This is a genomic window from Streptomyces sp. NPDC093591, from assembly GCF_044764885.1.
GTDB lineage: Bacteria > Actinomycetota > Actinomycetes > Streptomycetales > Streptomycetaceae > Streptomyces.
Genome location: NZ_JBIWIY010000006.1, coordinates 112,880 through 126,588 on the forward strand (window position 1 = coordinate 112,880; position 13,709 = coordinate 126,588).

11 protein-coding genes are annotated in these 13,709 nt (G+C 69.6%); 8 read left to right on the forward strand and 3 right to left on the reverse strand.

The genetic code is table 11. The features are described 5' to 3' along the window. Positions 1-347: 347 nt before the first annotated feature. From ACIREI_RS14720 to ACIREI_RS14735, 4 genes are all read left to right on the forward strand, one after another. Positions 348-944, forward strand: a complete 597-nt coding sequence (locus tag ACIREI_RS14720) for a M48 family metallopeptidase (RefSeq protein WP_128434526.1) — start codon at positions 348-350, stop codon at positions 942-944. 164 nt (positions 945-1,108) lie between these two features. Next, positions 1,109-2,857, forward strand: coding sequence for a TerD family protein (locus ACIREI_RS14725; protein ID WP_403332272.1), 1,749 nt, complete (start codon positions 1,109-1,111; stop codon positions 2,855-2,857). Between the two features lie 13 nt (positions 2,858-2,870). Further along, positions 2,871-3,551, forward strand: a complete 681-nt coding sequence (locus ACIREI_RS14730; protein WP_403332275.1) for an AIM24 family protein — start codon at positions 2,871-2,873, stop codon at positions 3,549-3,551. Positions 3,552-3,568: 17 nt separating this feature from the next. Beyond that, positions 3,569-4,324: an AIM24 family protein gene (locus ACIREI_RS14735; protein WP_403332277.1), complete on the forward strand. Its 756-nt coding sequence runs from the start codon at positions 3,569-3,571 to the stop codon at positions 4,322-4,324. Positions 4,325-4,477: 153 nt separating this feature from the next. On the opposite strand, the gene ACIREI_RS14740 is transcribed toward ACIREI_RS14735, so the two are convergent. Both ACIREI_RS14740 and ACIREI_RS14745 read right to left on the reverse strand, forming a co-directional pair. Then, positions 4,478-4,999, reverse strand: coding sequence for an NUDIX hydrolase (locus ACIREI_RS14740; protein ID WP_403332280.1), 522 nt, complete (start codon positions 4,997-4,999; stop codon positions 4,478-4,480). Continuing rightward, positions 4,996-6,447 carry a zinc-dependent metalloprotease gene (locus ACIREI_RS14745; RefSeq protein ID WP_403332283.1) on the reverse strand — a complete coding sequence of 484 codons (1,452 nt, stop codon included), beginning with the start codon at positions 6,445-6,447 and terminating at the stop codon, positions 4,996-4,998. Before ACIREI_RS14745 ends, ACIREI_RS14740 begins: the two co-directional genes overlap by 4 nt. A 192-nt stretch (positions 6,448-6,639) precedes the next feature. Between ACIREI_RS14745 and ACIREI_RS14750 the strand changes: the two genes are divergently transcribed. The 3 genes from ACIREI_RS14750 to ACIREI_RS14760 all read left to right on the forward strand — a co-directional run bounded on the left by ACIREI_RS14750 (position 6,640) and on the right by ACIREI_RS14760 (position 9,903). Next, positions 6,640-7,758, forward strand: a complete 1,119-nt coding sequence (locus tag ACIREI_RS14750) for an SDR family oxidoreductase (RefSeq protein WP_403332285.1) — start codon at positions 6,640-6,642, stop codon at positions 7,756-7,758. Between the two features lie 204 nt (positions 7,759-7,962). Continuing rightward, positions 7,963-8,424 (forward strand): molybdenum cofactor biosynthesis protein MoaE, encoded by a 462-nt coding sequence (locus ACIREI_RS14755; protein ID WP_403332287.1) that lies wholly within the window; start codon positions 7,963-7,965, stop codon positions 8,422-8,424. A 381-nt stretch (positions 8,425-8,805) separates the two neighbouring features. After that, positions 8,806-9,903: a PDZ domain-containing protein gene (locus ACIREI_RS14760; RefSeq protein WP_403332290.1), complete on the forward strand. Its 1,098-nt coding sequence runs from the start codon at positions 8,806-8,808 to the stop codon at positions 9,901-9,903. 134 nt (positions 9,904-10,037) lie between these two features. Here the strand turns inward: ACIREI_RS14760 and ACIREI_RS14765 are convergent, their stop codons facing one another. Beyond that, the gene (locus ACIREI_RS14765) at positions 10,038-10,580 is read right to left on the reverse strand and encodes a PPA1309 family protein (RefSeq protein ID WP_403332293.1); all 543 of its coding nucleotides are present in this window, start codon (positions 10,578-10,580) and stop codon (positions 10,038-10,040) included. 164 nt (positions 10,581-10,744) lie between these two features. On the opposite strand from ACIREI_RS14765, the gene ACIREI_RS14770 reads away from it, so the two are divergent. Next, a complete protein-coding gene (locus tag ACIREI_RS14770; protein WP_403332938.1) occupies positions 10,745-13,708 on the forward strand; it encodes a UPF0182 family protein in 2,964 nt (987 codons plus the stop codon). Position 13,709: the final 1 nt, after the last annotated feature.

Genomic DNA, 13,709 nt, shown 5'->3' on the forward strand with positions numbered 1-13,709 from the left:
TGGAAGCGTCGTATCTACCGAACCAGCCGAACCTGCGGAGGGAGCCGAATCTCCGGAACCCGCCGAACCCGCAGAACTGGCCGAACCCCCGGAATCCGCCGAACCTGTCGAAACCGTCGCTTGCATGAACAGGCCCCCGTAGCCGTAGTGGAACATCCCCGTGTGCCGGTGAAGCTCGGTCGAAGCTCCGCCGGTGACTGCCAGCATGCCCCGACGCCGCGCCCCGTGCCGAAAGTTGTCCACAGGCGGTGGATATTCGTAGTACAAATCAAACGCATGGTGGGGGATCGGCATCGAACCGTCCCGGAGTCGGGACTTCCCCCATGTGCAGCGGGTAACGTCGGGGCGTGTCCGCCGACCCACTGCACCGCGCCGGAACGCCACAGCGCAGTACGACGAGCCCGCCGACGAGCGGCTCAGGGGCGAGCGCGATCGAGGTCCGCAGGAGCGCCCGGCGCCGCCGGACGGTCTCGGCGTACCGCGAGGGCGACCGCACCGTCGTGCTCATCCCCGCCCGGATGTCCGAGGCCGAGGAACAGCGCTGGGTGAACGTCATGCTCGACAAGCTGGCCGCGCAGGAGAGCAAGCAGGTCCTCGGCGACGCCGAACTGGCCGAGCGGGCCGAGCAGCTGTCGGCCCAGTACTTCGACGGCCGTGCCCGGCCCAGCTCGGTGCGCTGGGTCACCAATCAGAACACCCGCTGGGGTTCGTGCACCCCGGCCGAGGGCAGCATCCGTCTTTCGCACCGGCTGCAGGGCATGCCCGAGTACGTCGTCGACTACGTCCTCCTGCACGAGCTCGCACATCTGTTGGTGCCCGGACACGGGCCCCGCTTCTGGCGGCTGCTGGAGGGGTACCCCCGCACCGAGCGGGCGAAGGGCTACCTGGAAGGGGTGGTTGCCGCCGAGCGCCTGCCCCACGTGCCCGGCGCGCGCGGCGAGTGACCGCTACCTGAGGACCTCCCCCAGAGGCAGCCCCGGAGGCAGTGCTTCCGGTACGGCTGGCCGGGCGTTGTGTACCGGGTCTGTACCGGCTTCGTCCGATGTCGGAGTTTGCCGTTAGCCTGGCGCGACGCACTCACATTCGGGATGGGGGACGGTCGTTACGCATGGCCAGGGAATTCCAACGCGGCCACAAGGCCAAGATCAGTGACCTCACCGCGGGCACGGATCTGTACGTAGGTGTGCAGATCACTGCCCCAGGGCTGACCTTCGACATCAGCTGCTTCGGTCTCGACGCCGACGAACGGCTCTCGGACGACCGCTACTTCATCTTCTTCAACCAGCCGAAGTCCCCCGAGGAGTCCATCCAGCTCCTCGGCGCCCAGGCCGGTGACACCGAGTCCTTCCGGGTCACGCTCGACAACATCCCCCCGCAGATCCAGAAGCTGTCCTTCACGGCGACGATCGACGGCGCCGGACAGATGTCGCAGATCGCCCCCGGATACATCCGGATCGTCGCCGGCGGCGAAGAAGTGGCCCGCTACTCCTTCAACGGCTCGGAGTTCTCCACCGAACGCGCCGTGATGCTGGGCGACTTCTACCTCAAGGACGTCTGGCGGTTCGCGGCCGTCGGGCAGGGCTTCGACGGCGGCCTCGACGCGCTGCTGAGGAACTTCGGCGGCGAGGTCGCCGAGGAGGAGACGCCCGCCGCCCCGCAGCAGCCGCAGCAGCCTCAGGCAGGTGCGGCCCCCGGCTTCGCACCGCCCGCCCAGGCCGCCGCCCCACCCGCGTTCGGCGCCCCGCCGGCCGCGGCCCCGACTCCCGCGCCCGCCCCGGCCCCCGCGCCCGCACCGGCTCCGCAGCCCGCCGCCCAGGGCTTCGCGCCCCCGCCCGCGTCCACCCCGCCGCCTCCGGCCCCGGCGCCCGCTCCGTCGGTGCACGCCCAGCCGACCATCGTCGCGCCCATGACGCCGCCCGGCGGCGCCCCGCCGCCCCCCGCCCCGGCGCCCGCGCCCTACGGCCAGCCGGGTCAGCAGCCGCCGTACGGCCAGGCCCCCGCTCCGACCGCCCCGCCGCCCCCCGGCTACGCCCAGCCCCAGGCCCCGCAGGCACCCACCCCGCCGCCCGGTTACGGCCAGCCGACCCCGCCTCCGGGCTACGGCCAGCAGCCCCCCTACGGCCAGGTCCCGGGCCAGCAGGCGCCCTACGGAGCCCCGCAGGGCGCACCTCAAGGTGCTCCTCAAGGCGCGCAGGGCCCCGGCGTGGCCGCGGCGCTCCAGAAGTTCAAGGAGACGCCCACCGGCCAGCGCTGGACGCAGCAGAACAAGAAGATGGTCCGCGTCGACCTCGGCATCGGCGGGCAGCCCGTGCTGGCCCGGCAGGGCAGCATGGTGCTCTACCAGGGCAAGGTCGACTTCAGCTACAAGGGCGCCGGCTTCGCCGGCCGGATCGTGGGCAACGCCACCGGCCAGGAAATGCAGCTGATGCGCTGCACGGGCCAGGGCCAGGTGTTCCTCGCCGAGAACTCCACGATGCTGCACCCCATCGAGCTCCAGGGCGACGGCATCTGTGTCTCCGCGGAGAACGTCCTCGCCTTCGACGAGAGCCTCCAGTACGAGATCCGCCGCATCGAGGGCCACGGCATCCCCGGTGGCGCGCTGTTCACGATGCAGTTCACGGGCACCGGCACGATCGTCGTCAAGACGCACGGCACGCCCGTGGTCCTTCCGGTCACGCCCACGACGTTCGCCGACTGCAACGCCGTCGTCGCCTGGTCGGCCGCCTCCCAGGTGGTCGTTTCCAGCCAGGTGCGCATGCGCCGCAACGCCTACCCCGGCGACACCGGAGAGAGCGTCAACCTCCAGTTCCGCGGCGCGCCCGGCAACTTCATCGTCGTCCAGCCGTACGAGATCTGAGGGAGAGCCCGTCATGAACCAGCCGCTCGCGGGCTACGCCCCCGCACCCGTGACCGCCCGCATGGAGAACCACGGCAACCACATGCTGAAGGTCGCCATGCAGACCGGGAACGACCTCTTCGCGCGCGTGGGGTCGATGGTCGCCTACGAAGGCTTCGTCCAGTACGAGCCCAACCCGCCCGCTGTGCGCCAGATCGCCAAGGACTGGATGACCGGCGAGGGCGCGCCCTTGATGAAGTGCTCCGGCGACGGCCTGCTCTACCTCGCCGACTACGGCGCCAACGTCGTCGTCATCAACCTCAACGGCGACGGCATCTCCGTCAACGCCACCAACCTGCTCGCCTTCGACGCCCACCTGACGTGGGGGGTCGAGCGGGTGAAGGGCCTGGCGAAGTTCGCCGGGCAGGGCCTGTGGAACACCAAGATCTCCGGGCAGGGCTGGGTCGCGCTGACCTCCCGGGGCAAGCCGATCGTCGTCGACTGCGGCGGCGGCGAGGACGAGACGTACGTCGACCCGGACGCGCTCGTCGCCTGGTCCCCGAACCTCAAGGTGAAGGGCAAGCGCAGCTTCAAGGCGCAGTCGCTCATCGGCCGGGGCAGCGGTGAGGCCTACCAGATGGCCTTCTCCGGCCAGGGCATCGTCGTCGTCCAGCCCAGCGAGGACAGCACCGACCGTCTCCGGATCCGGGGCTGAGGGGGAGCCAGAAAGCCATGCAGAGTCCGCTTTTCGCCTACAACGAGCAGCAGACCCAGGAGCGCTGGAGCCTGCAGAACAAGCAGATGCTCCGCGTCGCCCTGGAGGGCCACGACGACATCCTCGCCCGCAAGGGCACGATGGTCGCCTACCAGGGCCTGGTCGAGTTCGACGCCGAATTCCAGAGCAACCAGCAGGGACGCGCGCGTGCCCGTACCGGCGAGGGCCTCGACCTCATGCGCTGCCACGGGCAGGGCACGGTCTACCTCGCCAACCTCAAGCAGCACGTCCACGTGATGGAGGTGGAGCAGGACGGTCTGACCGTCGACAGCAGCTACGTGCTGGCGATGGACTCCTCCCTGCACCACGAGGTCATCGCCGTCGACAGCCTCTACGGCATCTCCGGCTCCGGGAAGTACCAGCTCAACATCTCCGGCCGGGGCAAGGTCGCCCTGATGACCTCGGGCATGCCGCTGATGATGCAGGTGACGCCCGACAAGTACGTCAACTGCGACGCCGACGCGATCGTCGCCTGGTCGACGAGCCTGCGCGTCCAGATGCAGGCCCAGACGCACTCCTCCGGGGTGTGGCGGCGCCGGGGCAGCACCGGTGAGGGCTGGGAGCTCAGCTTCATGGGCAGCGGTTACGCGCTCGTCCAGCCCAGCGAGCTGCTGCCGCCGCAGAACGCCCAGATCGGCTCGGGCCTCGCCGCCCAGTACGGCATGGGGCAGCAGGGGGCCCGGGGGCAGAACCAGGGCAACGTCTGGAGCTGATCGCTCCGCTGGCCGGGCCGAGGGGATTCGGGGGCTGCGGGCCGCTCTTGGCCGCGGCGCGCAGGTGGCTGGTCGCGCAGTCCCCGCACCCCTTACGGGGCGCGACCGGCCGTCTGTGTGAGGGCGACCGCCTTTGCGGTCGCCCTCACCCGTTCACAGGCGGGCTAGGGTCGCTTCCAGCAGGCGTACGACCGACTCGTCGGCCACCTCCGCCACCTCGTCGTAGGCGAACCAGCGCACGTCCAGCGACTCCTCGCTGATCGCGTGCTCGGCGTCCTGCGGCGCCAGGACCGCGTACTGCACGTCGAAGTGCCAGTGGCAGGGCGCCGGGATCGGATGCCGGTCCAGGCGCACCGGGCCGCCCGGCAGCAGCGACAGGCCGGTGATGCCGGACTCCTCTGTCGCCTCTCGCAGGGCGGCGGCCGCCAGGGAGGCATCCTGCGCCTCGCAGTGACCGCCCATCTGCAGCCACATGCGCAGCTTCTTGTGAAGGGTCAGCAGCACGCGCCCGCGTGACGGGTCGATCACCAGGGCGCTGGCCGTGATGTGCCCGTCCCCGCAGGCCTTCCACATGCCGTCCGGGTGCTCAGCGAGATGGTCCAGGTAGGCCTGGCGCAAATCTTCCTGGTCCTCGTACCCCTTCAGTACGAGGACCGCGTCGTCGTACAGGCTCACTCGGTGCCGTCGCCCTTGTCGTCGTCCTTGGACCCGTCGTCCTTCTTCAGGTCCGGCTTCCCGGTGGAGCCGCCCGCCGCCTCACCGAGCATCTTGTCCAGCTCGGAGAAGTCGATCTGCTCACGGTGCACGAAGCCGTCCGGGTCGTCCAGGTCGGTGGCCGTCGGCAGCATGTCCGGGTGGGCCCACAGGGCGTCCCGGCCGTCGACACCGCGCGCGTCGGTCAGCGAGGCCCACAGACGGGAGGCGTCACGCAGGCGCCGTGGGCGCAGCTCCAGGCCGATCAGCGTGGCGAACGTCTGCTCCGCCGGGCCGCCCGAGGCGCGGCGGCGGCGCAGCGTCTCGCGCAGCGCGTCCGCGGACGACAGACGGGGCTTGGCGGCGGCGTGCACCACCGCGTCCACCCAGCCCTCGACGAGCGCCAGAGCCGTCTCCAGACGGGCCAGAGCCGCCTTCTGCTCCGGCGTGTCCTCCGGCTGGAACATGCCCTGCTGCAGGGCGTCCTGCAGCTGCTCGGGGTTCTGCGGGTCGAACTGCCCGACCACGTCCTCCAGCTTGGCCGTGTCGACCTTGATCCCGCGCGCGTAGCCGTCGACCGCGCCGAACAGGTGCGAGCGCAGCCACGGCACATGGGCGAAGAGGCGCTGGTGGGCCGCCTCGCGCAGGGCGAGATACAGCCGCACCTCCTCCTTCGGCACGCCCAGGTCCTTGCCGAACGTCTCGACGTTCACCGGCAGCAGCGCGGCCTTGCCGGCCGGGCCGAGCGGCAGGCCGATGTCGGTGGAGCCGACGACCTCGCCCGCGAGCACACCGACGGCCTGCCCGATCTGCGTGCCGAACATGGCGCCGCCCATCGAGCGCATCATGCCGATCAGCGGGCCCGCCATGGCCTGCATCTCCTCCGGCAGGACATCGCCCATGGCGGTGCCCACCCGCTCGGCGACCGGGTCGACGAGCTCCTTCCAGGCGGGCAGGGTCGCCTCGACCCACTCCGCGCGGGACCACGCCACCGCGGAGCCCGCGCCGGACGGCAGGGACGTCGCATCGTCGAGCCACAGGTCGGCCAGGCGGACGGCCTCCTCGACGGCGGTGCGCTCGGCGGGGCCGACGCTCGCGTCCTTGGTGCCGTCCGCGGTGCCCTGGGAGACCGTCTGGCGGGCGATCTGCTTGGCCATGTCCCAGTTCACCGGGCCGCCCTCATAGGAGAGCATCTGCCCCAGCTGCTGGAACGCGGCGCCCAGGTCGGAGGGGTTCAGCGAACCGAACATGGCAGCGAACGGATTGTCCGCGCCGGGGCCACCAAAGCCCCCGGCACCGGGCAGCCCGCCGAAACCGAACGGGTTGGCCGGGCCCTGACCACCACCGCTCTGCTGGTCCTTCTTCTTGCCCTCGTCGCCGTCGTCCGGCTCCTCCGGCGGAAGGCCGAATCCGAATGGGGTGTCACTCACGGGATTCCTCGGCTGGTAAGGCCACCGGTTTCCACCGGCGGCGCGGCTGCCCGATAACACCACCCAGCGTAGACACCGCGAGCCGATCGGGCCTCGGTGCTTCGCCGACTCTCGGCCTGCGGCAGGATGGATGCCACCTGGTACGTACGCGTCACTCACGTTCGTACTGAAGACAACCGCTGGAGACGCCCGGTGAGTTCCCCTGATCCGCAGGTTCGCGCAGCGCGAAACCAGTCAACCCCTCCAGCGCGCGGTGTGCGCGGGCCCGTCGTCGCGGTGACCGGTGCCGCGTCCGGTGTCGGCGCGCTGCTCACCGAGCGGCTGGCCGCGTCGGACGAGGTCAAGCAGGTCATCGCCATCGACGAGCGGCGCGGTGAGTGCGCGGCGGCTCAGTGGCACATCCTGGATGTGCGGGATCCGGCCATCGCGGACAAGCTGCGGGGCGCCGACGTGGTCGTTCACCTGGCGCTCGATCTGGATCTGGAGACGGATCCCGCCGCCCGGACGGCTTACAACGTCCGGGGGACGCAGACCGTGCTGACGGCCGCGGCGGCGGCCGGGATCCACCGGGTGGTGCTGTGCACCTCCGCGATGGTCTACGGGGCGCTGCCGGACAACGAGCTTCCGTTGTCCGAGGACGCGGAGCTGCGGGCCACGGCGGAGGCCACCGGGGTCGCGGATCTGCTGGAGATCGAGCGCCTCGCGCGCAGGGCTCCTCGGGCCCACCCCGGACTCAATGTCACCGTGGTCCGGCCCGCGGTCCTCGTGGGTGGTACGGACACCGCGCTGACCAGGTATTTCGAGTCACCTCGGCTGCTTGTCGTCGCCGGGTCGCGGCCCGCCTGGCAGTTCTGTCACGTCGAGGATCTGTGCAGCGCCCTGGAGTACGCCGTCCTGGAGAAGGTCGAGGGGGAACTCGCCGTCGGATGTGACGGCTGGCTGGAGCAGGAGGAGGTCGAGGAGCTCAGCGGGATCCGGCGGATGGAGCTGCCGTCCGCGGTCGCGCTGGGTGCGGCGGCCCGCCTGCACCGGATCGGTCTGACGCCCTCTCCGGCCGGGGACCTGGCGTACACGATGTACCCCTGGGTGGTCAGCGGGAGCCGGCTCCATGACGCGGGGTGGCGGCCGCAGTGGACCAACGAGGAAGTGCTCGCGGAGCTGCTGGAGGAGGTCTCCGGCCGGCACACGGTCGCCGGGCGGCGGCTCGGGCGCAAGGACGCGACGGCGGCCGGCGCCGCCGGGGCGACGGTGGCCCTGCTGGGCGCGGCGGCAGTGGTGCGGCGGGCACGGAAGGCCCGGCGGCGGATCTGACCGGGCGAGGGCTCACCGACGCCCGGCCATGTGCGGGCGACGGGCGCACTCCCCGGCCTGCAAGGTCCGGCAAAGGCCTGATCGGCGGCATGCACGCGGCCCCTCCTGGCGGCCCCCTCATGTAGGAGGCTCCAAACCCGCACGCGCGTGTGCCGGGCGATAACGCTATTTCCCGCCCCCGTGGGAGTGGGGCACGATGGGGGCATGGCACCTACCAACGATCACCCCGGTGAGCAGGGCGCTCAGGACCCCGTCAAGCTCATCGGCATCCGCGAGACGGCCCTCTCCGTGGACGAGGTCTTCCGGGCCGTCGGGGACGACGCCGCCGGGGGGACCGCGTTGTTCGTGGGGACCGTGCGGAACCACGACGGGGGTACCGATGTCGACGAGCTCGGGTACTCGTGCCATCCCAGTGCCGAGGCCGAGATGCGGCGGATCGCCGAGAAGGTCGTCGCCGAGTATCCGGTGCGTGCCCTCGCGGCCGTGCACCGGGTCGGGGACCTGAAGGTCGGGGATCTGGCAGTGGTCGTCGCCGTCTCCTGCCCCCATCGCGGGGAGGCCTTCGAGGCCTGCCGGAAGCTGATCGACGATCTCAAGCACGAGGTGCCCATCTGGAAGCACCAGAAGTTCTCGGACGGAACCGAGGAGTGGGTCGGCGCCTGCTGAACCCGCCCCCGGAACCCGTCCACCCCACTCCGGTTGCGTAACCGCACCCCTGGCGTGAGCGTTGTCAGTGCCAGTGGTTAATCTGCTGATCAGTCAGTTTGCGGTCACTCATTGGGGATGGGAGGACGGCATGGCGGCGCTCGCCTGGTTGCTGATTCCGCTTGTGGCTGCGATCGGCGCCGGTCTGTGGGGCAGTTGGGCCAACCGGAACCGGAAGGTACGGAGCGACGGGCCGGAGCTCGACGGATACGCCCGGTTCCGCGCGGCCATGGAGAAGCCCCCCTCCCGTACATGATCGCGGGGGACCGGGCTCGCGGCCTGACGGGCACCGTCCGATGGCCCTGACGGGGCGCTGACAGGTGTGTCACGTACTGTCTTGGCATGCCACGCCGCACCGCGACGATGCTCGCCTCCACCCTGATGCTGATCGCGCTTCTGTGCGCGGGAGTCTTCATCCCCGTGCCGTATGCGGAGATGTCCCCGGGGCCGACGGTGAACACCCTCGGGGAGCACGAGGGCGAGCCGGTACTGCAGATCTCCGGGCGCAAGACATACGCGACGACCGGGCACCTCAACATGACCACCGTCCGGGTCACCAGCGCCGACTACAGGATGAACCTCGTGGAGGCCGTCTACGGCTGGCTCGCGCACGACAACAAGGTCGTGCCGCACGACACCCTCTACCCGGACGGCAAGACCGAGGAGCAGTCCACCCAGGAGAACGCCGAGGAGTTCAGCCAGTCCCAGGAGAGCGCCAAGGTCGCCGCCCTGAAAGAGCTGGACATCCCGGTGCAGAGCTGGGTGATCGTCTCGACCGTGGTCAAGGGAACCCCGGCCGAGGGCAAGCTGCACGCCGGTGACGTGATCAAGGCCGTCGACGGTACGGCCGTGAAGGAACCGGCGGACGTCGCCAAGCTGGTGACCAAGCACAAGCCGGGTCAGGACGTCGTCTTCACCATCGTGCCGGCCAAGGAGCAGGCCGCCGCCGAGAAGGAGCGCAGGACGCCCACGAAGTCCGAGAAGATCACGATCAGGACCGCCGAGTCCGACGACAGCGCCGCCAAGCGCGCGATCGTCGGCATCTCCGCCGGGACCGACCACACCTTCCCGTTCACCATCGACATCAAGCTCGCCGACGTCGGCGGCCCCAGCGCGGGCCTGATGTTCTCACTCGGGCTCTACGACAAGCTCACCCCGGGCAGCCTCACCGGCGGCAAGTTCGTCGCCGGTACCGGCACCATCGACGACGACGGCAAGGTCGGCCCCATCGGGGGCATCGAGATGAAGACCATCGCAGCGCGCGACAAGGGCGCCCAGTACTTCCTCACGCCCGCCGACAACTGCGCGACCGCCGCCAAGGACATCCCCGACGGGCTCACCCTCGTCAAGGTCGACACCATCGGCGACGCCCTCGGTGCCCTGAAGGACATCCGCTCCGGCGACACCGCCGACCTGCCGAAGTGCACGACCAAGGACTGAGAAGCAAGCACTGAGGAACAAGGACTGAGAAACAAGGACTGAGGAACAGGCTTCGGTACGGCGGTGGGGGTGCCCCTTCACCTCAAGGGGCACCCCCACCGCCGTTCAAGTCCTCACCGTCGTACCGGAAGACCTCAGTCCTCGAACGTCGCCGCCAGCGCCTCCGCCAGCCCCGGGACCAGGTCCGGGCCGGTGAGGACCTCCGTCGGGGTGTCCTTCTCGCGCAGGCGCAGGGCCGACTCGCGGGCGCCGTCGCGCAGGACCGCGACCGTCATGCGGACCTCCTGGCGGTCGGGGTGCTCCGCCACCCACTTCGTGAGCTTGGCCTCGCTCAGGCCCTGCGGGACCTGGGCCTCGGCGGACGGGGGCAGCATCAGACGCTCGACGGTGAGCGCGCAGCCGGCCACCGAGTCGGGCCAGGCGATGGTGCCGAGGAACTCGTCGAGCGCCTTGCCCGTTGGAAGTTCGTCCTGCTCGATCGGGGTCAGGCCGGAGGACTCCTGCTCGTCCCCCAGGCCGAGCTGGGCGGCGAGGCCGGGTTCCTGGGCCTGCAGCCGTGCGGTGTCTACGAGGGCGAAGAGGCGGGCGGGCTGGTCCCAGCCGAGGCCGGAGGCGTACTCGTCGATCTCGAGAACGGCCCGGGTGAGCGGGCTCGCCGCCATGGGAGTGTTGGACATGGTCACAATCCTGCCTCGTTCCTGGCCCGAATCGGGAACTGAGTAAACGGTGAGTAAGTTGCATAGGTGTGGGCCCACGATCACGGGGGGCCACGGCGGGTCCACGAAGACGCGGGCCTGACGGACCAACAGCGAACCTCGGGGTGCGAACCTTGGCTTTCCAGATGCCGGACCGCGGCGGAGGCCCGACCGGGCCACGGATCAGAGTGGGCCGCCCGTCCCGGCGTGTCCGGACGCTGCTCATGACACTGGGCGTCCTCGCCGTCCTCGGCATGGCTTTCACCATGTTCGCGGGCTTCTGGACGGACTGGCTCTGGTACCGGTCGGTGAACTACTCGTCGGTGTTCACGACCACGCTCTGGACGAAGATCGGTCTCTTCTTCGTCTTCGGTCTGCTGATGGCCCTCGCGGTCGGCTTCAACATCTGGCTGGCGCACCGGCTGCGCCCGCCGCTGAGCGCCATGTCGATGGAGCAGCAGAGCCTCGACCGCTACCGCATGGGCATCGCGCCGTACAAGAAGTGGCTGCTGCTCGCGATCACCGCCTTGGTCGGCCTGATCGCCGGCGCCTCCGCCTCCAGCCAGTGGCGGACCTGGCTGATGTGGGTCAACGGCGTGCCCTTCGGTGAGAAGGACCCGCAGTTCCACCTTGACGTCGGCTTCTACGCCTTCGACCTGCCCTGGTACCGGTTCCTGCTCGGCTTCGGCTTCGCCGCCGCGATCCTCTCCGTGATCGCCGCCGCGCTCACCCACTACCTGTACGGCGGGCTGCGCATCACCAGCCCCGGCGCGCGCGCCACGGCCGCGGCCACCGGCCATCTGTCGGTCCTGATCGGCATCTTCGTCGCCCTGAAGGCGGTCGCGTACTGGCTCGACCGGTACGGGCTCGCCGTGAAGTCCAGCGACTTCAAGGCGACCGACAACTGGACGGGCCTTCGGTACGTCGACGCCAACGCCTACCTGCCGGCCAAGACGATCCTGTTCTGCATCGCCGTCATCTGCGCACTGTTGTTCTTCGCCACCCTGTGGCGGCGCACCTGGCAGCTGCCCGTCATCGGCTTCGGCCTGATGGTGCTCTCGGCGATCCTCATCGGCGGGCTGTACCCCGCGATCGTCCAGAAGTTCCAGGTCCAGCCCAACGAGCAGGCCAAGGAAGCGCCGTACGTCGAGAAGAACCTCAAGGCGACGCGCGAGGCCTACGGCATCGACGGCACCCAGGTCACCGACTACGCGGGCACCAGCAAGACCGAGGACAAGACCCAGCTGCGCGACGACGTCGACGCCGCGGCCAGCATCCGGATCCTGGACCCGAACATCGTCTCGCCGACGTTCCAGCAGCTCCAGCAGATCAGGAACTACTACGCGTTCCCGACCAACCTGGACGTCGACCGGTACAGCAAGGACGGCAAGGACCAGGACACCGTCATCGGTCTGCGCGAGATCAACCTCAACGGCATCCCGAAGCGGAACTGGATCAACGACCACTTCCGCTACACCCACGGCTACGGCGTGGTCGCCGCCGAGGGCACCAACGCCGACTCCCAGGGCCGACCGGACTTCACCGAGTCCGACCTGCCCTCCAAGGGCGACCTCGGGACGTACGAGCAGCGGGTCTACTACGGCGAGAAGACCAGCATGTACTCGATCGTCGGAGGTCCCCAGAAGGAGATCGACTACTCCGACGACAGCGGCGAGAAGACCTACAGCTACAAGGGCGACAGCGGGGTCAGCCTCTCCAACCCGGTCAACCGGGCCGCGTACGCGGTGGCGTTCGGCGAGCCGCAGATCCTGTACTCCGGGGCCATCGGCGAGGGTTCGCGCATCCTGTACAACCGCACGCCCAAGGAGCGCGTCGAGGCGGTCGCCCCGTGGCTGACCATCGATGGTGACGCCTACCCGGCCGTGGTGAACCACCGCATCCAGTGGATCGTCGACGCGTACACGACGACCAACGGATACCCGTACTCATCGCGTACGACCCTCGGTGACACGACGGCCGACTCGCTGACCGCGACCAACGATCAGCGGGCGGTCGTGGCCCAGCAGAACCAGGTCAACTACATCCGCAACTCGGTGAAGGCGACCGTCGATGCCTACACCGGCGAGGTCAAGCTCTACCAGTGGGACACCAAGGACCCGGTCCTGAAGACCTGGATGAAGGCGTTCCCGGGCACGGTGGAGTCCAAGAGCAAGATCTCCAAGGATCTGATGGCCCATCTGCGCTACCCGCAGGACCTGTTCAAGGTCCAGCGCGAGCTGCTCACCCGCTACCACGTGAAGGACGCGACCACGTTCCTCAGCGGCAGCGAGGTCTGGCAGGTGCCGGACGACCCGACCAACAAGTCGGGCAGCGCGGTGCCGCCGTACTACCTGAGCATGAAGATGCCCGACCAGCAGGCGCAGGCGTTCTCGCTGACGACGACCCTCACACCGAGTGGCCGTGACAACCTCAGCGCCTTCATGGCCGTCGACGCCGAGGCGGGGACCAGTGACTACGGCAAGATCAGAATTCTGAAACTGCCGACCAACACCACGGTCAACGGCCCCAGTCAGGTCCAGAGCCAGTTCAACTCCGAACAGAACATCGCCGAGACCATCAGGCTGCTGAGAGGCGGCGACTCGGAGGTCGAGTACGGCAACCTGCTGGCGGTCCCACTCGACGGCGGACTGCTCTACGTGGAGCCGGTCTACGTACGCGGTGGCGGGCTCAAGTACCCGCTGCTGCGCAAGGTGTTGGTGTCCTACGGCGGCACCACGGCCTTCGAGGACACTCTCGGCGAGGCGCTCAACAAGGTCTTCGGAGCGGAGGGCCCGACCACCCAGCCACCGGACGAGGGCGACGAGGACGGCGGCGGTACGACACCACCACCGACGTCCACCAACCCGACGGTCCAAGACGCGCTCAACGACGCCCAGAAGGCCTTCGAGACGGGCCAGGAAGCCCTGAAGAAGGGCGACTGGGAGGCGTACGGCAGGGCGCAGGAGGACCTCGAGGACGCGCTGAAGCGGGCCGAGGACGCCCAGGCCCAGGCGGACAAGACCGGCGGCGGTGGCAGCAGCGGCGACAGTGGCGGCAGCGCGAGCCCCAGTTCCAGTCCGAGTCCGACCAGCAGTCCCACCAGCTCGTAGG